Origin of the sequence: Streptomyces sp. MA5143a, from assembly GCF_900290235.1 — a bacterium.
Lineage (GTDB): Bacteria > Actinomycetota > Actinomycetes > Streptomycetales > Streptomycetaceae > Streptomyces.
Map to the genome: position 1 here is coordinate 1 of NZ_OLMK01000076.1, position 22225 is coordinate 22225.

The window sequence follows — 22225 nt, forward strand, 5'->3', positions numbered from 1 at the left end:
CCTCCGCTTCGCCTGAGGGCCGCCCGTGTTTCATCCGGAAGACGATAGTGCGCGCGGGGCGGTCGAATGGCTCAAGGGCACGACGGGGATCACGGATGCACATCGCGGCCGGGGTTGTGACCGGCCACGGACAATCACCTGGGAACATGGGCCCCTGCACGGACGCACGGCGGGAAGGGCGACGGGGGATGGCACGGGGGACGAACGACTTCGTACGGGGGCGCACACACCCGGCGCGGGGGACGCGGGGACGGCTGGCGGTCCTCGTCCTGGCGCTGCTCGGTCTCCAGTTGGCGTCGCTGGTGGCCCCGGCGTACGCCTGTGGGTGCGGGGCCATGGTGCCGGACGGGCAGCGCAGTGTGTATGTGAACCGTGAGACGTCCGTGGTGCGCTGGGACGGCCGCGAGGAGCAGATCGTGATGCGTCTGACGGTCGCCGGGGACGCCCGGACGGCCGCGTGGATCATGCCGGTGCCGAATCGGGCGACGGTCGAGCTGGGGGACGCGGCCCTCTTCGACCGGCTCGCCGAGGAGACGGCGCCCGAGTACCGCGAGCGGGAGTACTTCTGGCCGCGGTCGGGCGACTGGCCGTTCGACGCGTTCGAGGAGGACGGCTCGGCGGGGGCGGCGCCCGGCGACGGCGCGGTGGACGTCGTCGGCCGGGAGCGGCTCGGCCCGTTCGACGTGGCCCGGCTGACCGCGACGGACTCCGGGGCCCTCGGCGACTGGCTCGACGACAACGGCTTCGAGCTGCCCGACCGCCTGGAGACCGCGCTGGAGCCGTACGTCCGCCAGAAGTGGGAGTACGTGGCGATCAGGCTGGCGCCACAGGAGGCGGCCGGGGACGTCCCACTCGGCGGCACCCTCGACCCGCTGCACCTCACCTTCGCCAGTGACACGCCGGTGTACCCGATGCGGCTGTCGAAGCTCGCCACCACCCCGCAGGCCCTCGACCTGTACGTCCTCGCCGGGCACCGGATGGAGCCGGGCTCGGCGATCGGCGGGGAGGAGCCGCGGGTCACCTTCGCGGGCCGGATCGGCGCGCCCGGCGGTCCGCTCGGCGAGCTCGCCGCCGGTGGCACGGACTTCCTGACCGCCGTCGAGCAGAACTTCCCCCAGCCGTCGCGGATCTCCGGCGATCACACGCTCCGGCGGGCGGCGGCCGACGACCCCTATCGAAAGGTCATCTACGTGGACGAGATGTGGACCGTGGGCGGCATCCCCGGCTGGCTGTTCACCTTCGGGCTCGGCATCGCCGTGCTCGCGATCAAGGCGGTGGCCGTCGCGATCGTGCTCCGCCGCAACGCCCGCAAGCAGCCGCCGCTGCCCCCGATGGCGCCGGGCCCGTGGGTCCCGCCGGGCGGCCCGCACGCCGGATACCCGCACGGCGCCCCCGTGCCGCCGGCCGCTCCCGCGCCGCCGTCGGACCACAAGCCCGGTCCGGGCGCCTGACTCCGAACGACCGAAACACGCACGCGAAACGCCTGACAGCGAAGGGACCTGCGCCTACCATTCGTTAGCGCAACTAGTTAGCCGATCTAACTAGCTATCGGAAAGGGCGCAGGTCCATGAGCAGCTCGCAGACGTGGGACGACGTCGACACCTACTTCACGACCCACCTCTCCCCCGACGACGCGGCCCTGGAGGCCGCGCTGCGCGACAGCGAGGCCAACGAGCTCCCGCACATCAACGTCGCCGCCAACCAGGGCAAGCTGCTCCAGCTCCTCGCCCTCGTCCAGGGCGCCCGGCGCATCCTGGAGATCGGCACGCTCGGCGGCTACAGCACGATCTGGCTGGCCCGCGCGCTGCCCGCCGACGGCAGGCTGATCTCCCTGGAGTACAGCCCCGAGTACGCGGAGGTCGCCTGCCGCAACATCGCGCGCGCCGGGCTGGACCCGCTCGTCGAGGTACGGGTCGGCGCGGCCCTGGACTCGCTGCCCAGGCTGGCCGACGAGAACCCCGAACCGTTCGACCTGGTCTTCATCGACGCCGACAAGGCCAACAACCCGCACTACGTCGAGTGGGCGCTGCGCCTGACCCGCGCCGGCAGTCTGATCATCGTCGACAACGTCGTACGGGGCGGCCGCGTCGCCGACGCCGACAGCACCGAACCGGACGTCGTCGGCACCCGCGCCGCCATCGAACTCATCGCCGGCCACCCGAAGCTGGACGGCACGGCCATCCAGACCGTCGGCACCAAGGGCTACGACGGGTTCGCGCTGGCCCGGGTCGTGGACTGACCCGAGGACGGCGGGGCCGGGGCCGGGCGCCGTCCTCGGGGGCGGGCTCAGAGCTCGTGGTAGAAGCCCACGTTGACGCTGCGCGGGCCCGTGCGGTCGACGATGACGAGCTCGCCGGAGCCGTTGTGCGGGAGCTTCGCGGTGCCGCCGTACGGCAGCGGCTGCGGCGGGTGGCCCTGGAGGGCCAGGCGGACCTCGGAGGAGGGCTCGGCGTGCGTACCGCGCAGCCAGGTCACCTGCCAGGTGCCGTCGGGGCCGCAGAGGAACTCCAGGTGCACACGGGAGACGAACAGCCAGTCGTCCGGGGTCGCGAGACGGCACACCGCCCGGTCCCGGCCCACCCGGAGCACGGCGCCCGGCTCGCTGGGCGCGTCGGCCATCTGCATGCCGGCCGTCGCCCCGGCGTCCGCCTCGGACACCGAGGCCATGGTGAGTTCGAGCACGTACCGCTCCTAACGGGTCAAACTCCGATTGTCGCTGGACACGGCGCGCTCGACGCACCGCCGCCGCATGATAAATCGCCGGATCGTCCGCTTGTGCGGGGTCCGGCACAATGGACGCATGACCGAGCGAAAGCCACCGGGTGTCAGCTTCGAGTCCTTCGTCGACAAACAGATCCGCGACGCGGAGGCGCGCGGCGATTTCTCCCACCTCCCCGGAGCGGGGCGACCGCTCGACGGGGACGACACGACGTACGACGAACTGTGGTGGATCAGGCGGAAGATGGCCCGTGAGGGGCTGTCGGTGCTGCCGCCCGCGCTGGAGTTGCGCAAGGAGGCGGAGGACGCGCTGGCCGCCGCGTCACGGGCCCCGTCCGAGCGGGCCGTACGGAAGATCATCACCGAGGTGAACGTGAAGATCCGCGCCATGATGTTCCGCCCGCCGCCTGGACCGCCGCTGGGGCTGAAGCCGTACGACGTCGAGGCGATCGTCGAGGAGTGGCGGGCGGCCCGACAGAACCGTTGACGTCCTCGGGCGCGGACACGGGGCGGCCGCGCCGCGCACGCGGGAGGCCGCGTCCCCGGGCACGACCGGGGGCGCGGCCTCGTTCAGGGGCGCCGCTTCAGGGGCGCCGTCGCAAGCGGAGCGGTTACAGGCGGAGCAGTCGTTCGGTGAGTTCGCGGTAGTCGCGCAGGGCCAGCCTCAGTTGCTCCGTGTCGGAGGAGGAGGCGCGCTCCTCGCCGGCCGTCTGCCAGCTGGCGCGCAGCGTGCGGCGCCGCTGGTTGACCGCGTCGGTGAAGCGGGAGGCCGCCTCCTCCAGGACGTGGTCGGCCTCCTCCACGGAGGTCCGGGGCCCGTCGACGAAGCCGCCGACCGCGTGCTGCAACCGCAGACTGAGCTTGTCGGTCTCCTCGTTCGGCAGCAGATGCCCGCCGGAGCCGGCGGCGGCACCGGTCGCCCGGCCCTCGGAACGTCCCTCGGTACGACCCCCGGTACGGCCTGCGGTAGGCCCCTCGGCCGCGTCCTCGCCCTCGTGACCCGCCACGAGCGGGGACCGGGCGTCCTCGGCGCCGGTGGCGCCCATGGTGTCGTTGGGGCCGGTGGTGCGGGTGGTATGGGTGGTGCGGGTGGGGTCCACGGTGCCCTTGGTGATGCCGGAGCCGCTGGTTCCGGTGGCGCCCGTGGTGTAGGCGGTGCCGGTGGCCGCGGGGCGCTGCTCGCGCCGCCCTCGGGTGTTGCCGTCACCTGTCGTCGTGTTCTCGGTCATCCCCCTCAACTCCCCTTCGCATGACGCCTGGTCAGGCCCCACGGCAGATGGTGTCGGCCGTCGGAGCGAGCGGCGGTGGTGGTGGTCGTGCGGCGGCGGTCGGCCGCCGTGCGGTCGGGTTCCGTCCCCGCGTCACGGTCGGCCCGCGTATCGCGGCGACCGGGCGCCACCAGGTCCTCGAACAGGGCGCGGCCCTCGACCATGGCCTCGCGCAGTTCCTCGGTGCCGGCGCCCGAACGGCCGTCGGCGGTCACGGTGTCCGGGGAACCGCCCTGCGCCGCGCGGTGCAGTCGGCGGTAGCCGTGGACATGGTGGGCGTGGTGGACGGAGAGCGCCTCCAGCTGGGTCTCGTAGCGGCCGCCGTCAGGGAAGCCGCGCGCACCGGCCAGGTCGGCGATCAGCCGGTCCGCCTCGACGACCGCCTCGCGCGGCGAGTCGACGAAGCGTTCCTGGGCGGCGGCCCAGCGGGCCTCGTACCGTTCACGCTCCGCGCTCGGCAGCGGCCGGCGCTCCAAGTTGCCGTGCCGCTTCACTCGTTCGGCGAGTTCGCGGGCGGCGGCCCGCTCGTCACCGTCATGGTGGGCCACGGTCCGGTCGTACTCGGGTCCGAAACGCCGCTTCAGCGATCCGCCGCCGTTCGAGGCGCCGCGGGCGCGCAGGGTCAGGACGGCCGCGAGAACGACCACGACCGCCACGATCACGATCAAAGCGATGATCACGCCTGTGGACATGGATGCCTTCCAGATTCGTCGGCCCAGGGCTTCTCGGCTCGGCGGGCCGTCTCTCGCACCGGGTTGCCCGAACCGTTTCGTTCAAACGGCGACGACGGGCGGGCGAGAGAGGCGATGGCGCCCGGCGCGGCCCCGGGGCGTCTGAAGTGGCCCCGGGCAGAACACCGTTGACCACGGACCGGCACAGCGTCCGCCGCCCGGCACTCGCCCGCCCCGTGAAGTCAGTGCCCGGCGCCGTGAAACCCGCTCGCGTCCGCCTCACCCGATCACCGACAATCCCGCCATGGCCTCCACGACGACCGCCTGGTCCATAGCCCCCGAACCGTTCGACTCGCCCGTCGCGGCAGCGCTCTGGCGGGCGTACTACACGGAGGTCAGCGACCGCTGGTACCTGCTGCACGAGGGCCGCGCCACCGACCCCGACGAACTGGAGCGGGAGATCGCGGCGAACACCGGGGACCGGCTCGCGCCGCCGGACGGGGTGCTGCTGGTGGCGCGGTACGCCGGCGAACCGGTCGGCACGGCGGGCGTCCGGCTGATGGACGCGGACACGGCGGAACTCAAGCGGGTGTTCCTCCGTACGGACGCCCGCGGCAAGGGCGGCGCCGCGCTGCTCGTGACGGCGGCCGAGGACCGGGCCCGGCTCCTCGGCGCGGAGCGGATCGTGCTCGACACCCGCGCCGACCTCGTCGAGGCCCGCGCGCTGTACGCACGGCTCGGCTACGAGGAGGGCGAGCCGCACAACGACGACCCGTACGCGGACCACTGGTTCACGAAGAGACTGGCGCGGCCGGCGGCTCCGACGGGCGGGTGACCGGCCGTTCGTCGTGCGGACGCTCGGCGTCCGAGCCGCACATCTCGTCGGTGAGCTCCTCGACCAGACGGACCAGATCGGTCGGCCGGTCGGGTCCCCACCAGTCGCCCAGCAGCTCCGCCAGTGACTCCTCACGGGCCTTGGCGAGCCGGTCGGCGGCCGCGCGCCCGGTACCGGTCAGCACCAGGTCGAGCCCCTCACGGCGGGCGAGCCGGCGCTCCTCGACCTGCCGCGACGCGGCCATGATCACATCCAGTGGCACGGTAGTGCGCTCGGCGAGAACGGCGGGTTCGACCCAGCCGTACCTCCGGATCCGCAGCAGCAGCCAGCTCGCGGCGGGCTCCAGGTCGTAACCGGCCCGCGCGGTGATCGTCCGGTAGATCTCCCGTCGGCCCTCCCGCGACCCGAGCAGGGACAGCGCCCGCCACACCTCGTCGTACGACGACCGCTCGACGGGGTTGCTGGCGAAGGTCTCTGTGCCGTCGGGGGCCGTCACCGAGGCGCGCAGCCGGTCCTCGCGCAGGAACCAGGCGAGGACGAAGCCGAGGAGGGCGACGGGGGCCGCGTAGACGAAGACGTCGGTGATGGCCTCGGCGTAGGCGTCGAGCGCGGCGGGACGCAGCGAGGACGGCAGCGCGGCGATCTCCCGCGGGTCCGCCTTCAGCCCGTCCACGCTGACGCCGGCCGGCAGCCGGGCACCGTCCAGGGCGCTCGCCAGCTTGTCCCCGAGGTGCCCCGCGAAGACCGTGCCGAAGACGGCCACCCCGAACGCGGCCCCGATGGACCGGAAGAAGGTCGCGCCGGAGGTGGCGACGCCCAGGTCCTCGTACGGGACGGCGTTCTGCACGATCAGCACGAGCACCTGCATGACGAGGCCGAGGCCGAGCCCGAAGACGAAGAGGTACGCGCTCATCTCGCCGTCGCCGCTGTGCGCGTCCAGCTGGTGCAGGAGCAGCAGGCCGAGCGTCGTCACCGCGGTCCCGGCGACGGGGAACACCTTCCAGCGGCCCGTACGGCTGACGATCTGCCCGGACACCGTCGACGACAGCAGCAGACCGAACACCATCGGCAGCATGTGCACACCGGACATGGTCGGCGACACACCGCGCACGACCTGGAGGAACGTCGGCAGATAGGTCATCGCCCCGAACATCGCGAAGCCGATGATGAAGCTGATCACGGCGGAGAGGGTGAAGGTGCGGACGCGGAAGAGCTTCAGGGGCAGCACGGGTTCGGCCGCCCGCCGCTCCACGGCCACGAAGACCACGGCGAGCGCCACGCCCAGTACGGCGAGACCGATGATCTGCGGCGAGCTCCAGTCCCAGGTCGTACCGCCGAGGGAGGCGACGAGGACCAGGCAGGTGGCGACGGAGGCGATGAGGAAGGTGCCGAGGTAGTCGATGACGTGCCGCTCGGCCTTGCGGGGGACGTGCAGGACTGCGGCGATGACGATCAGCGCGACCGCCCCGACCGGCAGATTGACGTAGAACACCCAGCGCCAGCTCAGATGCTCGGTGAACAGCCCGCCGAGCAGCGGCCCGAGCACGCTGGTGGCGCCGAACACGGCTCCGAACAGCCCCTGGTAGCGGCCTCGTTCACGCGGCGGGACGAGGTCCCCGACGATCGCCATCGACAGGACCATCAACCCGCCGCCGCCCAGGCCCTGGAGCGCCCGGAACCCGATCAACTGCGGCATGTCCTGCGCCATTCCGCACAGCGCCGACCCCACGAGGAAGATCCCGATCGCCGTCTGGAACAGCCGCTTGCGGCCGTACTGGTCGCCGAGCTTCCCCCACAGGGGTGTCGCCGCCGTGGCGGCCAGCATGTACGCGGTGACGACCCACGACAGATGCTCCAGGCCGCCCAGATCGCTCACGATCGTCGGCAGCGCCGTCGACACGATCGTCTGGTCCAGCGCGGCCAGCAGCATCCCGAGCAGCAGGGCCCCGATGGACACCATGACCCCACCGGGCACATGCTCGGCGGCCCCCGCGGCACGACGTGCACCGGCGGGGTCCGACGCCACCGCGCTCCCCGTCGGATCTCCCGCCGTGGGCCCCGCCCCGCGCCCCGCCTCGTGCCCCGCCGGGCGGCCGCCGTCGTCGTGCGCGGTGTCGTCGGTCATACGGACCTCCCGAGGGCTTCCGAGGGCCTCGTACGGCGTCCCCGGTTTCCTCATTCCTCCGGCTCGTTCTCCGGTCGTTCCTCCGGTGTTCCTTCCATCGTGGGCGGTGTGACCGGTTATGGCCTGTCGAACCACTGCGGCGCCCGTCACTCCTGTGACGATCGGGAGGTTGTGTGACGACGGTTTGCATAAACTCGGGAGTCTTCACGGGGAGGGACCACACGTGAGTGAACCGAACAGCCACATATGCCCGGAGTGCTTCGCTCCCCGGGCCACGGACGGGACCCCGTCCTGCGGCTGTGGCCGCCGCGTCTCCGAAGCACTCCTGGAAGCCCGCACGGCACAGGCGGCGGCAGCCGAGGACTTCGACCCGCTGCGCATCCGCCCGTACGTGGAACTGGGCGACGCCGGGGACCACGACGGGCACCCGGACGACACCGGCCCCCTCGCGGACCGGAGGCCCGCACGCGGCCCCGGACACGGCGAGCCCGCCGAGGCGGCGACGATGCGGCTGGCGGCCTTCCGCGCCCCGCGCAGGACCACACCGGCCGACGACCGCACCCGGCCGCTCACGGTCCCACCGCCCGCTTCCGCCTCCGGGCACCCGCACACCCGCTCCTCGACGCCCGCACGCCCCCGCTCCGCCGGCCGTCGCCGCCGTACGGGGCTGATCGTCGCGCTCGGGGGCACGGCGGCGGCCGGGGTGATGGCGGCGGCCGGCTTCATGAGCGGCCTCTTCTCCTACGAGGCGCCCGAGCGGAACGGGGCACTCCCGGACGACGTGCGGGCGAGCGCGCCGGACACCACGGTGGACGGCGACAAGACGCCGGTGCAGACGCCCGAGGAGGCCGCCGGGGGCGGGGCGCCCGCACCGGCACCGCCGGGCGGCGCCGGACGGGCGAAGCCGTCCGGGAGCCCGTCCCCCTCCGCCTCGAAGTCGTCGGCGTCACCGTCGGCGTCCCCGTCGCCCAGTCCCAGCGAGGCGTCGCCCAGCGCCCGCGCCTCCGACGGGTCGACGGCCGACGAAGCGAACAAGAAGGGGGACAGCCGACTGGAGGCCCCGAAGACGCTCCGCCTCGGCGACGACGACCCAGAGGTCACCGAACTCCAGCTCCGGCTGCGCCAGTTGGGCCTCTACAACGGCGACATCGACCAGAGCTTCGACCGCCAGGTCGAACAGGCCGTCATCGACTACCAGACCACCCGGGCCGTCTCGAAGGACGACGAACCCGGCGTGTACGGCCTGGCCACCCGAGCCCGCCTGGAAGCGGAAACCCAGGAACCCTGACGCCGGGGGTCGACGCACACCCCCGTCGACCCCGTGATGCAGGATGACCTCATGAGCATCGTCAAGATCAACGTCCTCACCGTACCCGCCGAGCAGCGCGAGGTGCTGGAGAAGCGGTTCGCCTCTCGTGCCGGGGTGGTGGAGGGTTCCGACGGGTTCGAGTGGTTCGAGCTGCTGCGCCCCGTCGACGGCACCGACAACTACCTCGTGTACACCCGGTGGCGCGACGAGGCGTCGTTCGAGGCGTGGATGGAGGGTCCGATGAAGCAGGCCCACCAGGGCGGCGGCGACCAGCCCCCGGCCGACCGCCCCAAGCCGGCCGCGTCCGCCTCCACCGTCTGGTCCTTCGAGGTGGTCCAGCAGACGGGCCCGAAGAACACCGAAGCCTGACGGCCCCCGCGTCGCGCCCCGCCGTCGCCCCACCGCGCGCGGGGCGGGGCCGCGGCGGCGCGGCCGCGCGGGGCGGGGCCGCGGCGGCGCGGCTCCGGGCCGTGTGTCGCGTCACACGGAGGGATCCACGTTCCACGCCTCCGGCAGATCGCCGCCGCAGAAGACGCAGACGAAGTCGTCCTCGCGCACGATGGTGGGCTCCTGGCAGTCGGGGCACCGCCGGAATACCACCTCGTGGGTGAAGCCGGAGGGCCGCCCGAGCTCCACGTCGTCCAGAGCACGCGCCACCGCCGGCCAGGAGGTGACGTCCGGACAGTATCCGGTGGACTGGTTGCTGACCTCGTCCACGGTCCACCGGTCCGCCTCACGCATGAAGCTGATCTCGCCGGCACTCAGAACCATGCGCCCACCGGCGCAGGCCACGTGCTCACTGCGCCGCGGCGCCAGCCGAAGCACACCGTCCGTGCCGACCACAAAGGTGAAGGGTTCGGTCAGTTCCGCTGCCGATCGCTCAGCGATCCAGCGGTCGAAGTCAGCCGCCGAGCCGATGCGGCACCCGCCACCGCCAGGCCGGACCGCGGCCTCCAGCTCAACCGGTCCGACGTACCTGTAACTCCGCCCCCGCACACTCACCTCGGCCGACCCCAAGCACTTCCGGCACACACCCCTAGGCGATGTGCAGCCGGACCAGCCCGTCCTCGCCCGTTACGACCCGTACCGAGCGCAGATCGGGGACCACGGCGTCCGGGCCGTGGGCGGCCGCGCGCGAGCCGATGCCGACGACGCGCATGCCGGCGGCGTGGCCCGCCTGAATGCCCGCCTCGGAGTCCTCGAAGACGACGCAGTCCTCGGGGGCGATACCCAGTTCGGCGGCGCCCTTCAGGAATCCCTCGGGGTCGGGCTTGCTCGCGCCGACGGACTCGGCGGTGACCCGGACGTCGGGCAGGGTCAGCCCGGCGGCGGTCATCCGCGCGGTGGAGAGGGGAACGTTCGCGGAGGTCACCAGCGCGTGCGGCACTCCGCCGGCGGTGAGGGACGCGAGGAACTCCGGCGCGCCCGGGATCGGGACGACCCCGTCCACGTCCGCCGTCTCCTCCTCCAGCATCCGCGCGTTGTCCGCGTAGTTCAGTTCCATGGGCCGGTCGGGCAGGAGTACGGCCATCGTGGCGTACCCCTGGCGTCCGTGGACCACCCGCATGACCTCGGTGCCGTCGAGCCCGTTCCGCTCGGCCCAGCGCCGCCAGACCCGCTCGACCGCGGCGTCCGAGTTGACGAGGGTGCCGTCCATGTCGAGCAGGAAGGCGCGGGCGGTCATAACGGTCGTGGCCGGCATCGGCAAGCTCCAGGGCGCGGGAACGCGGGCAGGGGCCGGGCGTCCGGAGAGAGCCGTACGGCCCCGTGAAGGACAAGGCGGCCCCGCCCACCGGTCAGGGAATGCGGGCGGGAGCCACTTTGTTCCTCCACGGTACAAAACAAACGGGGCTCACCGCCACCCCCCTTCGTCATCCCGTCACGGCTTCCCACAAACTCCACACACCGAGCCCCGTCATCAGCACGGCCGCGATCTGGGTGATCAGCTTCAGCGGCACCCTCTTCATCAGCGCCCGGCCGCCGACGATCCCGAGCCCGGCCACGGCCCACAGCGCGAGGACGGCCCCGAGGCCCACGGAGAGCGGGTCGTCGTACCGCGCCGCGAGGTTCGCCGTCATGATCTGGGTCAGGTCGCCGAACTCGGCGACGAGGATGAGCATGAAGCCCGCGCCGGAGACCTTCCAGAAGTTCTGGTTCTCGGGCCTGCGGATCTCCTCCTCACCCTCGTCCTTCTTCATCAGCAGCACCGCCGCGCCGCCCAGGAACAGCACACCGGTGAGCGCGTGCACGATCTGCTGGGGCAGCAGGGTGAGGACGCTGCCGGCGGCGACCGCCAGCGTGACATGCACGGCGAAGGCCGCGGCGACACCGGCGAAGACGTACGAGGCGCGGTAGCGGGTGCCGAGGACGAGGCCGGCGAGCGCGGTCTTGTCGGGGAGCTCGGCGAGGAAGACGACGCCGAAGACGAGCGCCGTGACACTGAAGCTGATCAAGGGTCCTCAATCGGTCGGGCTGCCCCACCGAGAGAAACCGTCCGCTGACGCGACACCTCGGCACGGCAGCACACGTTCACCCGTGCGGGGTCGCACGGGTGTGCACTGCTTGCCGAAGGTCTCGCTGGCGGGCCCCCTGTCGATGGACCCGCTCCGGGCGCCGGCTCAGACGAGCTGAGCAGTATGTCGACGGTCCGGCGAAGAGCTACTCCCCTTCTGCGCGGCCAATGGTACGCGACGCGGCCTGGGGGCTTCGGGGGCCGCCTTTCGGGTGCGGGCGCTTCGTGGTTTCTCGCGCAGTTCCCCGCGCCCCTGAAAAGCGACCGGGGCTGCGCCCCGTGCTTTTCAGGATGAAGGGCGGGCCGCAGGCCCGTTCCCTTCAGGGGCGCGGGGAACTGCGCGACAAGCCCCCACTCGTCCGCACCCGCCAACAACAAGCGCCCCCCGAGCCGGAAGGCGCCCCCGCACCAATCCCCGCCCAAACCCTTGTCGTGTCATGCGCACGTCATTAACTTCTCACCCGACGCTCATCCGCCGGTAACACCCCACCGCGACCCTTCAATCGCTCGCGCCCCAAACCCCCCGGCCCCACAAGGAGTTCCCATGCGCAGGTTCTACGCGCGTCGACGGCTCAGCATACTCACCGCGCTCAGCGGACTCATAGCCTCCGCCGCGCTCTTCAACGCCCCGACCGCCTCCGCCGCCCTGCCCACCCCGGTCAGCGCCGCCACCGCCCGCAGCTACCTCGCCACCCTCACCGTGGCCACCGAGGACCGCACCGGCTACAGCCGGGACCTGTTCAACCACTGGATCACCATCAGCGGCAGCTGCAACACCCGCGAGACGGTCCTCAAGCGGGACGGCTCGAACGTCGTCACCGACTCCGCCTGCGCCTCCACCAGCGGCAGCTGGTACTCCCCGTACGACGGCGCCACCTGGACCGCCGCCTCCGACCTGGACATCGACCACCTCGTGCCGCTGGCCGAGGCGTGGGACTCCGGGGCCGACAACTGGAGCAGCTCGCTGCGGCAGCAGTTCGCCAACGACCTGACCCGCCCGCAGCTCATCGCCGTCACGGACAACGTGAACCAGGCCAAGGGCGACCAGGACCCCGCCACCTGGATGCCGTCGCGCACCGCGTACCGCTGCACGTACGTCCGCGCCTGGGTCCAGGTGAAGTACTACTACGACCTCTCCGTGGACTCCGCCGAGAAGAGCGCCCTCACCGGCTATCTCGCGAACTGCTGACATACCCGACGCGCTCGCGGTGACCCGGAACCTCCCCGACCTCCTCCGTCGTTCCGTACCGTACGGGGCGACGGAGGAGGGTGGTCCGCGGGGACACAGGCGTCCCCCAGGGACCTCCGACCAGAGAGGGAGCGGGTGATCGCCGATGGCGGAACTGCGCCTTGGCCCACTGCTGAGATACGTGGACGGTTCGACCGCGACCGTCTGGGTCGAGACGAGCCGCCCCTGCACGGCCGAGGTGCGCTGCGCCGGCGGCGGGGGCGGCAGGGCCCGCACCTTCCAGATCTCCGGCCACCACTACGCGCTGGTGCCGGTGACGGGCCTGACCCCGGGCACGGTGTCGTCGTACGAGGTCCTCCTCGACGACTCGCCGGTCTGGCCCCCGCCCGACTCCCGTTTCCCGCCCTCCGAGATCCACACCCCGGCCGGCGACGACCCGGTCCGTGTCGCCTTCGGTTCCTGCCGCTGGGCCGCGCCGCCCCACGGCGACCCCGACCCGGTGGGGCCGGACGCCCTGGACGCGCTGGCCTCCCGTATCGCCGCCGGGGCGGGCGACGAGCGCCCCGACGTCCTGCTCCTCCTCGGCGACCAGGTCTACGCGGACGAGACGTCCAAGGCCACCCGCGCCTACCTCGCCTCCCGCCGCGACCTGAGGGAACCGCCGGGCGCCCAGGTCGCGGACTACGAGGAGTACACCCACCTCTACTACGAGTCCTGGCTCGACCCGGGCATCCGCTGGCTGCTGTCCACCGTACCCACCTGCATGATCTTCGACGACCACGACGTCATCGACGACTGGAACACCAGCGCGTCCTGGCTCGCCGACATGCGGGACACCCCCTGGTGGCAGGAGCGCATCCTGAGCGGGCTGATGTCGTACTGGGTCCACCAGCACCTCGGCAACCTCACCCCCGCCGAACTGGCCGCCGACCCGGTGTACGCCGCCGTACGCGCCGTCCCGGACGGTACGGACGTCCTGCGCGCGCACGCCACCGAGGCGGACCGTGACCTCGCCTCCGTCCGCTGGAGCTACCGGCGGGACTTCGGACGCGTGCGCGTGCTGATGCTCGACAGCCGGGCCGCACGGGTCCTCGACGAGGCGAACCGGTCGATGCTGGACGCGGGTGAGGCCGCCTGGCTGCGGGAGCAGGCGCTGGACGACCCCGGCTCCTGCGACCACCTCCTCATCGGCACCTCGCTGCCCTGGCTGCTGCCGCACCTGGTGCACGGGGCCGAGTCGTGGAACGCCGCGCTGTGCCAGGGCGTGCGCGGGGAGCGCTGGGCGCGGTTCGGGGAGAAGGTGCGGCGGGCGGCGGACCTGGAGCACTGGGCCGCGTTCCCGGAGTCCTTCGAGGCGCTGACCGCGCTGACGGCCGAGGCCGGCTCGGGGGACGGCGCCCCGGCGACCGTGCTGGTGCTCTCCGGGGACGTGCACCACGCCTACATCGCCCAGCCGACCTGGCCCGCCGACGCCCCCGCCGTGCCGGACGCCCGCGTTCTGCAGCTCACCTGCTCCCCGGTCCACAACTCCGTCCCGCTGTCCATGAAACTGGGCTTCCACTTCGGCTGGAGCCGGATCGGGCGGTCGATCGGCCGCTGGCTCGGACGGCACGGGCGGGGCCGACGGCCCTCCATCGACTGGCACAAGGCGGGCGGCCCCTGGTTCGGCAACCAGCTCATGACCCTGACCCTGCGCGGCCGTTCGGCCCGGCTGCGCTTCGAGCAGGCGCGGGCCCGGAAGGGCGAGAAGGCCCGGCTGGAGACGGTCACGGAGTCGGCACTCACCCCCTAATACCGCCATTGGACACGGTTGGCACCCCTGTTGTCCGGGATGCGCGTGAGGCATCCCACACCGGGTGCGCTGAAGGGTTTCAGTGCTCCGTTCGCGTGCCGTCCGACGGCATGATGAGGCGGACCGTCCGCTTGCTCTCGGGCGGTCCGCCGCGCCGCGCCCCACGACGCGCCCCACACGCACGGGAGTTACCCCCTTGTCCGAGTTGCCAGGGATCAGTGACATCGGCGTCGCTCTGGTCGGCGCCGGCCCCCGCGGCACCAGCGTCCTGGAACGCCTCTGCGCCTCAGCACCCGAACTGCTGCGTCCCGGGATCCGGTTGACCGTCCATGTCGTCGACCCGGCTCCGCCGGGGCCCGGCCAGGTGTGGCGCACCGCCCAGTCCCCGCGGCTGCTGATGAACACCGTGGCCTCGCAGGTCACCCTGTTCACCGACGAGAGCGTGGACTGCTCGGGTCCGATACGGCCGGGGCCGAGCCTCCACGAGTGGGCCGCCGACCGGGCCGATCCCGGCGGCCCGCCCGCGCCCGGCCCCGACGACTATCCGACGCGCGCCCAGTACGGCCGTTACCTGGAGTGGGTCTTCGCCGAGACGGTCCGGGGCGCGCCCCCCGCGGTCCGGGTACGGACGCACCGGACCCGCGCGGTCCGCCTCGACGACGCGCCCGACGGCAGCCAGCGCCTCACCCTCGCCACCGGTCACGTCCTCGCCGGCCTCGCCGCCGTGGTCCTCGCCCAGGGCCACCTGCCCACGGCCCCGGACGAGGAGGAGCGCCGTACGACGGCGTACGCCGCCCGGCACGGTCTGCGCCACCTCCCGCCCGCCAACCCGGCCGACCTCGACCTCTGCTCCCTGGCCCCCGGGGAACCGGTCCTCCTGCGCGGACTCGGCCTCAACTTCTTCGACCACATGGCCCTGCTGACGACGGGCCGGGGCGGCCGTTTCGTGTACGACCGGGACGAGGAGGAGCGGGAGCCGGGCACGCGGCGGTCCCGGTCGCCGCGCTACCTCCCCTCGGGCCGCGAGCCCCGCCTCTACGCCGGCTCCCGGCGCGGGGTGCCGTACCAGGCGCGCGGCGACAACGCCAAGGGCCCCTACGGCCGCCATGTGCCGCTCGTCCTGACCCCCGAGGTGATCGCCGGCTTCCGCAAGCGCGCCGACTCCGGGGAGGCACCGGATTTCCTCGCGGAGATATGGCCGTTGGTGGCGAAGGAGGTGGAGACGGTCTACTACGAGGCGCTGAGGCGGCGCCAGGGCGCGCAGGCGGCGGGCGCGGAGACCGCGGGCGAGCAGGCCGCGGGCGAGCAGGCCGCGGGGGACGGCGCCTTCCGTGAGCGGTTCCTGGCCGCCCCGCACCGCAGCCGCCAAGAGGTCGCCGTCCTGGACGAGTTCGGGGTGCCCGAGGGCGACCGCTGGTCGTGGGAGCGTGTCTCGCGCCCGTACGCGGGGCTCGTGTTCCCGGATCCGGGGGCCTGGCGGGCCTGGCTGCTCGCCCACCTCCGCGAGGACGCCACGCGGGCCGCGCTCGGCAATGTGGCGGGCCCGGAGAAGGCCGCGCTGGACGTGCTGCGGGACCTGCGCAACGAGCTGCGGCTGATCGTGGACCACGGCGGACTGACCGGCGACTCCCGCCGGGAGCACCTGGACCGCTGGTACACACCCCTGAACGCCTTCCTCTCCATCGGCCCGCCCCGCAGCCGTATCGAGGAGATGACCGCGCTGATCGAGGCGGGCGTCCTGACGGTCCTCGGCCCCGGCCTGGAGGTACGGCAGGACGACGGTGCCTGGCTCGCCCACTCCCCCGGCGTGCCGGGCTCCGAGGTCCGGGTCACGACGCTCGTCGAGGCGCGGCTGCCCGAACCGGATGTCCGCCGGACCACCGACGAACTGCTCGCCCGGCTGCTGCGCGAGGGCGCCTGCCGCCCGCACCGGGTGGACGGGCACGAGACGGGTGGGCTGGACGTCACATCCCGGCCTTATCACCTGATAGACCGTCACGGAGTGCCGCACGAGAAGCGGTTCGCTCTCGGGGTGCCGACGGAAGGGGTGCACTGGGTGACCGCCGCGGGAGCCCGACCTGGCGTGGATTCGGTCACTCTTTCGGACGCGGACGCGGTGGCACGGGCCGTTCTACGCGCGGTAACGGGGGGAAAATCCGACCAAGAGGAGGTAAGGACCTGGCCAGATGTTGAACTTGTAACCATCGAGTAGCGGTGCATAACTGGTGTGACCCGCCGGTAATCCCGTCCCCACCGGTCCCCACCGGGACCGGGTGATACCGAAGGAGTCACCCCACATGACCGGACGCCTCAACAGCGCCCAGCCATACGCCCTCGGGTTGTTCCGCATCGTCATCGGACTGCTGTTCACCTGCCACGGAGCCAAGAGCCTCTTCGGCCTCCTCGGCGGCGTCGACGGACAGGGCGGAACCGCCGCCACCGGAGCCTGGCCGGGCTGGTACGCGGCCGTCATCCAACTCGTCGGCGGCAGCCTGGTCCTTCTCGGCCTCGGCACCCGCATCGCCGCGTTCCTCGCCTCGGGCGCCATGGCCTACGCGTACTTCAAGGTCCACCAGCCGGAGGCCCTGTGGCCCCTCCAGAACAACGGCGAACTCGCGGCCCTCTACTGCTGGACCATGTTCCTCCTGGTCTTCACCGGCTCGGGCGCGCTCGGCCTGGACAAGTTCATCGCCAAGCGCTCGACGGCCCAGGGCAGGGAGGCGAGGAAGCGGGAGCCGGTGGCGGCCTGACCGACACCGACACCGACACCGCCGCTGAAGGACAGTCAGTGAACGCCGGTGACCGTCGGCCGATGGCCGTCGGTTGATCGCCGGTTGATCGCCGGTCTCCTCACCGCCGCGGCGGCACCGGGCCGCCGGGGGCGCCACACGCCCCCGGCGGTCGCGCGCGCACTCCCGGCTCCGCGGCCCCTTTCCTCCCGGCTCTCCTCCCCCGGGTCGTCCCTGACTCCTTCCGGCGTACGCACCGCCTCTGATGAACCGTTCGTGACGGACACATGAGCCCCTGTGGGCTTTGTGTCGTACCCGGGGCGTACGCTGTTCGGCTATCACGGGATCACCGTGATGTCGGGGGACAACAGGAGAGTGCTCGGTGCTTGAGAGTCTGGGCTGGCTGACCGCCGGCCCATGGATCTACGCCGTCGTGGCCGCGTCCATCGTGCTGGACGTGTTCCTCCCGGTCCTGCCGAGCGGTGTCCTGGTCGTCGCGGCGGCCACGGCGGCCGCGGCGGAGACGGCGGCGGGCGCGATGCCCCACGACGTCCCCGACGTGCTCGTCCTGATCCTCGCGGCGGCCACGGCGTCCGTCCTCGGCGACCTCGTGGCGTACCGCCTGGCGTGGGCGGGCAGTGCGCGCCTGGACCGCGCGATCGCCCGTTCCCGGCGCCTGACCACCGCGCAGGAACGTCTCGGCGCGGCGCTCGCCCGAGGCGGCGGCCTGCTGGTCGTCATCGCCCGGTTCGCCCCCGCGGGCCGCTCGGTCGTCTCCCTCGGCGCGGGCGCCGCCCGCCACCGCGCCCGCGACTTCCTCCCCTGGTCCGCGCTGGCGGGCCTCACGTGGGCCGGCTACAGCGTCGCCCTCGGCTACCTCGGCGCCCACTGGCTGGGCCCCACCTGGCTCGCGACGGCGGTCTCCCTGGCCGCCCTCTTCGGCGCGGGCGCGGCGGCGGCGTACTTCATGCGGCCACCGCGGGCCGCCGGCTGAGGGCCGGCGGCGGGTCACGGCGCAGGGGTGCGGGCGTCGCACCTGCCCGGCCCGCCGGACCTACCCTGCCCCCTGACCCCTGACCTACCCGGCCCGCCGGGCCGCGGCGCCCCGTACCTCCAGCCCGGCCAGCAGTTCCGCCGTGGCGGCCGCGACGGCCTCCACCGCGTGATCGAACACCTCACGGTTGTGGGCGGCGGGCGCGCGGAAACCGGACACCTTGCGGACGTACTGGAGGGCGGCGGCCCGGATGTCGTCCTCGGTGGCCTCCTCGGGGATCGCGGGCGGTCGCAGAGTCTTGATGCTTCGGCACATGAGCCCAGTCTCCCGCGCCCACCCCACTCCCACCCACCCTCACTCGACATGAAGCAAATCCTTGGGTATCGGCAAGTTTCCCCGAGGATTGACTCCACCCTGCCCCCTTGTGATCATCACGGAGGCCGCCGGCCGACCGACGAAGGCGACGCAGAGACGAGGGGACCATGTCGACGAACGAACGGCTCACCTTGGCGGTACTCGGACCCGGCGGGGTGGGCGGCCTGCTCGCCGCGCTCCTCGCCCGCGCGGGCAACCGCGTCGTCTGCCTGGCGGGGGACGAGACGGCCCGCGCCCTGGACAAGGACGGCATCAGCGTCACCAGTGCCCGCTTCGGCGACTTCACCGCCCGCGTGGAGACCGCCGCCGAACTGCGCGAACCGGTCGACGCGGCGCTCGTCGCCGTGAAGCACACCACCCTCGGCCCGGCCCTGGACCGCCTTCCCGCGTCGTCCCTGACCCCCGGCACCCTCGTCGTCCCGTTCCTGAACGGTGTCGAACACCCGGCGGCCCTGCGCGCCCACTACGGCGACACCGCCCGCATCGCCCCGGCGACCATCCGGGTCGAGTCGACCAGGGTCGCGCCGGGCGTCATCGCGCACGGCAGCCCCTTCGCGGAGGTCGACCTGACCGGTGACGAGGCCCCCGCGGACCGCCTCAACTCCCTTGTGGGGGCTCTGGAATGGTCCGGTATCACCACCCGAGTGCTGCTCGGCGAGACGGTGGCGCTGTGGGCGAAGATGTCGTTCCTGGCCCCGTTCGCCCTGCTGACGACCCGCTACGGCCTGCCCCTGGGCGAGATCCGCACCCGCCACCGCGAGGAGCTGACCGCCCTGGTCGAGGAGACGGCGGCGGTCAGCGCGGCGGTCGGCGCCTCCGTGGACCCGGCGGAGGCGGTACGCCGCTACGACGCCTTCCCGCCCGGCACCAAGTCGTCGATGCAGCGCGACGCCGAGTCCGGCCGCCCGCTCGAACTGGACGCGTTCGGCGGCGCGCTGCTCCGCGCCGCCGAACGCCACGGCGTACCGGCCCCGGTGGCGGCGAGGGTGATGGCGGACCTGAGGGCGGCGGGCCACTGAGCCGCCCACCAAGGCCGCGCCCCGCCGCCCGGCTCTCGCCGCTCACCCCTGCCCCCTCGGTCCTCCCCCTCACTCCTCGGGCGCCGGTCGCACCGCTCCTCCGACGCGCACCGCGTGCCGGGCGACCGTGTCGGCGAACGCCCGGGCCGGGGGTGAGAGCGCGTCCCAGCGCCGTACCGCCCAGCCGACGGTCAGCGGCGGCAGATCGGGGACCGGGACGAAGCGCAGGCCGGGGTGGCCGGGGCCGGTCCAGCCGGGCAGGGCGGGGACGACGGCGTGGCCGACCCCGAGTTCGGCGAGGAGGATCGCGGTGTCCCAGTCGGCGACCCCGGCTCCGGACGGGCCGGTCTTTATGCCCAACTCCCGGTAGGCGGCGTCCAGATGGGCGTAGGAAGTGGAGTTCTCCGGCAGCCCGATGAGCCGCATCCCGTCCAGTTCCCCGGCGTCGATCCGCTCCCGCCCGGCGAGTTCGTCGTCGGCGCGTACGGCGAGCACCCAGGGGAGTTCGACGACGGCCCGCTGTTCGATGCCGCGGACGGCGGGCCCGAGGGTCACCCAGGACAGGTCGAGGTCGCGCGCGGGATCGCCCAGCGCGTCGACGCAGCCGGCGCTGGACCGCACGGTCTGGAACTCCAGTCCCACGTCCGGGTACGCCCGCCGGAAGTCGACGATGCCCTGCGCCATGAAGTGCCGCACGGTCGTGCCGCCGGTGGCGATCCGTACGACACCGCCGTCGCCCCGCACCATCTCGGCGAGCCGCCGCAGGGCGAGATCGAGCCCGGTGATCCCCTCGGCCGCGGCCTCCTGAAGCAGGCGCCCGGCCCGCGTGGGCACGACACCGCGGGCCCGCCGTTCGACCAGCCCGACCCCCACCTCGCGCTCCAGCCGCCGCACATGCTGACTCACCGCCGACTGCGTACAGCCCAGCTCCCGGGCCACCGCACTGAGACTCCCGGCCCGGCACACGGCGACGAAGACACGCAGATCATCGAGGGTCATGGAGGGGAAGATACCGAAGAGACCCAAGGGAGAGCTTGGGTGAGGGGGTCGGGACGGAGACTCGTCCAAACGACACCGCCCCGAAGCGGAAGAAGGAACTCGCATCACAAAATCGAACAGGCGTAGCATTGCCGTGTGGCTAAGACCTATGACTTCCCCAGTGACCTCCTCGCCGGCCAGGAGGAGCTGCATCAGGTCCGGGCCGAGCTCCTGGCGCTGCTGAAGCGGCTGCCCTGGTCCGTCGAGCCCCTGGACGGTTTCAGCGACGACAAGGGCTGGCGCCAGATCGAGCGCCCGGCCTCTCCCGGCTGGACACCCGACGAACAGGCCGAGGTCGAGAAGCTCCGCGAACGCGAACGCGAACTGGCGGTGTTCGTCAGCTGCCACCGCTTCTGGGCGGAGGTGGCCCCGGAGGAACGCGTCGCGGCCCGCAGCCTGTTGAAGCACGCGCGCGAGACGACGGAGGAGGCCCCGGAGGACGGGGCCTGACACGCGGTGGTCCGTCCGCGGAGGTGGACCCCTTGTGGACTCCGGGCATGCGGAAGGCCCCCGGGAGCGTATTCCTGGGGGCCGGCACAGAACTGTCGACCTGGTCCTGCGGTCGGTGGGCGCGGACGGTTTCGAACCGCCGACATCCTGCTTGTAAGGCAGGCGCTCTACCCCTGAGCTACGCACCCGAGTACGAGTCGACAGCCTACATTGCCGTGGGCCGTGCCCCGCAAACCGTTAACCGGGGGATATCCCCACCCTCGATCCGGGAGCGGCCCGGATCCCCCCGAAGACCCCCGCTCCGTACGGTCGAAGCACGCTCGGCGGATGCCGGCGGACGTGGGAAACACCGGCCCCAGGGGGAGATCGTCATGGCTCGTACGGCTCGCAGCTCACGCACGGGAACGGTGGCCGTCGCCGGGCTCGCCGTCGCGCTCATGGCGTCCGTCGCCGCGTGCGGGGCGGACGCCGGGGACGACCGGGAGCCGGAGCACCGGGCCTTCGCCCTGGAGGGCCGTACGCTCACCGTCGACTCGGACGACTCGGCGCTGGAACTGGTCGCGGCGGACGTGGACGAGGTCGAGGTGACCCGGTGGTTCGAGGGCCGGGTCGTGGTCGGCGGGGACCCGCGGGTGACGTGGGAGATGAAGGACGACCGGCTGAAGCTGCGGCTGAAGTGCTCCGGCATCGTCGCGGACTGCTCCGCCAAGCACCGTATCGAGGTGCCGCGCGGCGTGGCCGTCGTCGTGGAGGACGGGGACGGGAGCGTGCGCGCGAAGGGGTTCACCCAGTCGCTGAGGATTTGGACCGCTGACGGCGCGGTACGGGTCAGCGACAGCAGCGGCCCGCTGGAGATGCACAGCGACGACGGCTCGGTGCACGCGTGGGGCGTCGAGTCGCGCAGCGTCCGGGCCAGCACGAAGGACGGCTCGGTCAGGCTCGAACTCGGCGCCGTGCCCGACCTGGTGGAGTCCCGCAGCGACGACGGCTCCATCACCATCGGCCTGCCCCGCGAGGCCTCGTACCGGGTGACGACCGGGAGTGACGACGGCTCCGTGGCCGTGTCCGTGCCCCGTGACTCCCGCAGCACCCATGTGGTGAAGGCCCACACCGAGGACGGCTCGGTCACCGTACGCGACGCCGACTGATCAATTCGTCCTCGAACCGATCGGCCCGTGTTTTCGTCCTTGACCGGTGGGAG

23 protein-coding genes and 1 tRNA gene are annotated in these 22225 nt (G+C 72.7%); 14 read left to right on the plus strand and 10 right to left on the minus strand.

What is annotated here, in order from left to right; translation table 11 throughout:
• The first annotated feature begins 188 nt into the window (after positions 1 to 188).
• Entirely contained in the window at positions 189 to 1451 is a 1263-nt protein-coding gene (locus SMA5143A_RS30100) for a DUF2330 domain-containing protein (RefSeq protein ID WP_107465930.1), read from the plus strand.
• A gap of 116 nt (positions 1452 to 1567) precedes the next feature.
• Positions 1568 to 2239, plus strand: coding sequence for an O-methyltransferase (locus SMA5143A_RS30105; RefSeq protein WP_107465931.1), 672 nt, complete (start codon positions 1568 to 1570; stop codon positions 2237 to 2239).
• 47 nt (positions 2240 to 2286) lie between these two features.
• Here SMA5143A_RS30105 and SMA5143A_RS30110 read toward each other — a convergent pair whose 3' ends face one another.
• A complete protein-coding gene (locus tag SMA5143A_RS30110) occupies positions 2287 to 2682 on the minus strand; it encodes a hypothetical protein (RefSeq protein ID WP_055519135.1) in 396 nt (131 codons plus the stop codon).
• A 118-nt stretch (positions 2683 to 2800) separates the two neighbouring features.
• Here SMA5143A_RS30110 and SMA5143A_RS30115 point away from each other — a divergent pair, with 118 nt between their 5' ends.
• The gene (locus SMA5143A_RS30115) at positions 2801 to 3205 is read left to right on the plus strand and encodes a J-domain-containing protein (RefSeq protein WP_107465932.1); all 405 of its coding nucleotides are present in this window, start codon (positions 2801 to 2803) and stop codon (positions 3203 to 3205) included.
• 124 nt (positions 3206 to 3329) lie between these two features.
• Here SMA5143A_RS30115 and SMA5143A_RS43165 read toward each other — a convergent pair whose 3' ends face one another.
• Together SMA5143A_RS43165 and SMA5143A_RS30125 are read right to left on the minus strand one after the other, a co-directional pair.
• Positions 3330 to 3947: a hypothetical protein gene (locus SMA5143A_RS43165; protein ID WP_258193814.1), complete on the minus strand. Its 618-nt coding sequence runs from the start codon at positions 3945 to 3947 to the stop codon at positions 3330 to 3332.
• Positions 3948 to 3952: 5 nt separating this feature from the next.
• Complete coding sequence (locus SMA5143A_RS30125; RefSeq protein WP_107465933.1) at positions 3953 to 4678, minus strand: hypothetical protein; 726 nt, start codon at positions 4676 to 4678, stop codon at positions 3953 to 3955.
• Positions 4679 to 4961: 283 nt separating this feature from the next.
• Between SMA5143A_RS30125 and SMA5143A_RS30130 the strand changes: the two genes are divergently transcribed.
• The gene (locus SMA5143A_RS30130) at positions 4962 to 5492 is read left to right on the plus strand and encodes a GNAT family N-acetyltransferase (protein ID WP_107465934.1); all 531 of its coding nucleotides are present in this window, start codon (positions 4962 to 4964) and stop codon (positions 5490 to 5492) included.
• Here the strand turns inward: SMA5143A_RS30130 and SMA5143A_RS30135 are convergent.
• The gene (locus tag SMA5143A_RS30135) at positions 5449 to 7617 is read right to left on the minus strand and encodes an MDR family MFS transporter (RefSeq protein WP_308812052.1); all 2169 of its coding nucleotides are present in this window, start codon (positions 7615 to 7617) and stop codon (positions 5449 to 5451) included. The two genes, SMA5143A_RS30130 and SMA5143A_RS30135, sit on opposite strands and share 44 nt — an antisense overlap.
• Before the next feature lie 223 nt (positions 7618 to 7840).
• Between SMA5143A_RS30135 and SMA5143A_RS30140 the strand changes: the two genes are divergently transcribed.
• A complete protein-coding gene (locus SMA5143A_RS30140) occupies positions 7841 to 8905 on the plus strand; it encodes a peptidoglycan-binding domain-containing protein (RefSeq protein ID WP_181362068.1) in 1065 nt (354 codons plus the stop codon).
• A 51-nt stretch (positions 8906 to 8956) separates the two neighbouring features.
• Complete coding sequence (locus SMA5143A_RS30145; RefSeq protein ID WP_107465936.1) at positions 8957 to 9295, plus strand: antibiotic biosynthesis monooxygenase family protein; 339 nt, start codon at positions 8957 to 8959, stop codon at positions 9293 to 9295.
• Between the two features lie 111 nt (positions 9296 to 9406).
• Here SMA5143A_RS30145 and SMA5143A_RS30150 read toward each other — a convergent pair whose 3' ends face one another.
• From SMA5143A_RS30150 to SMA5143A_RS30160, 3 genes are all read right to left on the minus strand, one after another.
• Positions 9407 to 9928 (minus strand): hypothetical protein, encoded by a 522-nt coding sequence (locus SMA5143A_RS30150; protein WP_107465976.1) that lies wholly within the window; start codon positions 9926 to 9928, stop codon positions 9407 to 9409.
• Positions 9929 to 9962: 34 nt separating this feature from the next.
• Positions 9963 to 10628, minus strand: coding sequence for an HAD family hydrolase (locus SMA5143A_RS30155; protein WP_107465937.1), 666 nt, complete (start codon positions 10626 to 10628; stop codon positions 9963 to 9965).
• A gap of 169 nt (positions 10629 to 10797) precedes the next feature.
• Entirely contained in the window at positions 10798 to 11379 is a 582-nt protein-coding gene (locus SMA5143A_RS30160) for a TMEM165/GDT1 family protein (protein WP_107465938.1), read from the minus strand.
• Between the two features lie 603 nt (positions 11380 to 11982).
• Here SMA5143A_RS30160 and SMA5143A_RS30165 point away from each other — a divergent pair.
• The 5 genes from SMA5143A_RS30165 (at position 11983) to SMA5143A_RS30185 (ending at position 18142) form a co-directional block, all read left to right on the plus strand.
• Positions 11983 to 12627, plus strand: a complete 645-nt coding sequence (locus SMA5143A_RS30165; protein WP_099964195.1) for an HNH endonuclease family protein — start codon at positions 11983 to 11985, stop codon at positions 12625 to 12627.
• Between the two features lie 145 nt (positions 12628 to 12772).
• The gene (locus SMA5143A_RS30170) at positions 12773 to 14419 is read left to right on the plus strand and encodes an alkaline phosphatase D family protein (RefSeq protein ID WP_107465939.1); all 1647 of its coding nucleotides are present in this window, start codon (positions 12773 to 12775) and stop codon (positions 14417 to 14419) included.
• A 205-nt stretch (positions 14420 to 14624) separates the two neighbouring features.
• Positions 14625 to 16631: an FAD/NAD(P)-binding protein gene (locus SMA5143A_RS30175; RefSeq protein ID WP_375136562.1), complete on the plus strand. Its 2007-nt coding sequence runs from the start codon at positions 14625 to 14627 to the stop codon at positions 16629 to 16631.
• 85 nt (positions 16632 to 16716) lie between these two features.
• Positions 16717 to 17169 carry a DoxX family protein gene (locus SMA5143A_RS30180; protein ID WP_107465940.1) on the plus strand — a complete coding sequence of 151 codons (453 nt, stop codon included), beginning with the start codon at positions 16717 to 16719 and terminating at the stop codon, positions 17167 to 17169.
• Between the two features lie 361 nt (positions 17170 to 17530).
• A complete protein-coding gene (locus SMA5143A_RS30185) occupies positions 17531 to 18142 on the plus strand; it encodes a DedA family protein (protein ID WP_107465941.1) in 612 nt (203 codons plus the stop codon).
• Between the two features lie 84 nt (positions 18143 to 18226).
• Here the strand turns inward: SMA5143A_RS30185 and SMA5143A_RS30190 are convergent, their stop codons facing one another.
• On the minus strand, positions 18227 to 18457 hold the full coding sequence (locus SMA5143A_RS30190; RefSeq protein WP_107465942.1) for a DUF2277 family protein: 231 nt from the start codon (positions 18455 to 18457) through the stop codon (positions 18227 to 18229).
• Positions 18458 to 18624: 167 nt separating this feature from the next.
• Between SMA5143A_RS30190 and SMA5143A_RS30195 the strand changes: the two genes are divergently transcribed.
• Positions 18625 to 19536 carry a ketopantoate reductase family protein gene (locus SMA5143A_RS30195; protein ID WP_107465943.1) on the plus strand — a complete coding sequence of 304 codons (912 nt, stop codon included), beginning with the start codon at positions 18625 to 18627 and terminating at the stop codon, positions 19534 to 19536.
• 69 nt (positions 19537 to 19605) lie between these two features.
• Here SMA5143A_RS30195 and SMA5143A_RS30200 read toward each other — a convergent pair whose 3' ends face one another.
• Positions 19606 to 20535 carry a LysR family transcriptional regulator gene (locus SMA5143A_RS30200; RefSeq protein ID WP_107465978.1) on the minus strand — a complete coding sequence of 310 codons (930 nt, stop codon included), beginning with the start codon at positions 20533 to 20535 and terminating at the stop codon, positions 19606 to 19608.
• 135 nt (positions 20536 to 20670) lie between these two features.
• Here SMA5143A_RS30200 and SMA5143A_RS30205 point away from each other — a divergent pair, with 135 nt between their 5' ends.
• Positions 20671 to 21024, plus strand: coding sequence for a hypothetical protein (locus tag SMA5143A_RS30205; protein WP_099964207.1), 354 nt, complete (start codon positions 20671 to 20673; stop codon positions 21022 to 21024).
• 116 nt (positions 21025 to 21140) lie between these two features.
• Here the strand turns inward: SMA5143A_RS30205 and SMA5143A_RS30210 are convergent.
• Positions 21141 to 21212: transfer RNA gene (locus SMA5143A_RS30210), tRNA-Val, on the minus strand.
• Positions 21213 to 21395: 183 nt separating this feature from the next.
• Here SMA5143A_RS30210 and SMA5143A_RS30215 point away from each other — a divergent pair.
• Positions 21396 to 22172 carry a DUF4097 family beta strand repeat-containing protein gene (locus SMA5143A_RS30215; protein ID WP_146193976.1) on the plus strand — a complete coding sequence of 259 codons (777 nt, stop codon included), beginning with the start codon at positions 21396 to 21398 and terminating at the stop codon, positions 22170 to 22172.
• The last annotated feature ends 53 nt before the right edge of the window (positions 22173 to 22225 follow it).

Coding starts and splice junctions, on each gene's coding strand:
- SMA5143A_RS30215 (WP_146193976.1), top strand. CDS start 21,396: ATGGCTCGTACGGCTCGCAGCTCACGCACGGGAACGGTGGCCGTCGCC.
- SMA5143A_RS30115 (WP_107465932.1), top strand. CDS start 2,801: ATGACCGAGCGAAAGCCACCGGGTGTCAGCTTCGAGTCCTTCGTCGAC.
- SMA5143A_RS30155 (WP_107465937.1), bottom strand. CDS start 10,628: ATGCCGGCCACGACCGTTATGACCGCCCGCGCCTTCCTGCTCGACATG.
- SMA5143A_RS30145 (WP_107465936.1), top strand. CDS start 8,957: ATGAGCATCGTCAAGATCAACGTCCTCACCGTACCCGCCGAGCAGCGC.
- SMA5143A_RS30200 (WP_107465978.1), bottom strand. CDS start 20,535: ATGACCCTCGATGATCTGCGTGTCTTCGTCGCCGTGTGCCGGGCCGGG.
- SMA5143A_RS30165 (WP_099964195.1), top strand. CDS start 11,983: ATGCGCAGGTTCTACGCGCGTCGACGGCTCAGCATACTCACCGCGCTC.
- SMA5143A_RS30125 (WP_107465933.1), bottom strand. CDS start 4,678: ATGTCCACAGGCGTGATCATCGCTTTGATCGTGATCGTGGCGGTCGTG.
- SMA5143A_RS30130 (WP_107465934.1), top strand. CDS start 4,962: ATGGCCTCCACGACGACCGCCTGGTCCATAGCCCCCGAACCGTTCGAC.
- SMA5143A_RS30135 (WP_308812052.1), bottom strand. CDS start 7,617: ATGACCGACGACACCGCGCACGACGACGGCGGCCGCCCGGCGGGGCAC.
- SMA5143A_RS30170 (WP_107465939.1), top strand. CDS start 12,773: ATGGCGGAACTGCGCCTTGGCCCACTGCTGAGATACGTGGACGGTTCG.
- SMA5143A_RS43165 (WP_258193814.1), bottom strand. CDS start 3,947: ATGACCGAGAACACGACGACAGGTGACGGCAACACCCGAGGGCGGCGC.
- SMA5143A_RS30105 (WP_107465931.1), top strand. CDS start 1,568: ATGAGCAGCTCGCAGACGTGGGACGACGTCGACACCTACTTCACGACC.
- SMA5143A_RS30195 (WP_107465943.1), top strand. CDS start 18,625: ATGTCGACGAACGAACGGCTCACCTTGGCGGTACTCGGACCCGGCGGG.
- SMA5143A_RS30190 (WP_107465942.1), bottom strand. CDS start 18,457: ATGTGCCGAAGCATCAAGACTCTGCGACCGCCCGCGATCCCCGAGGAG.
- SMA5143A_RS30180 (WP_107465940.1), top strand. CDS start 16,717: ATGACCGGACGCCTCAACAGCGCCCAGCCATACGCCCTCGGGTTGTTC.
- SMA5143A_RS30100 (WP_107465930.1), top strand. CDS start 189: ATGGCACGGGGGACGAACGACTTCGTACGGGGGCGCACACACCCGGCG.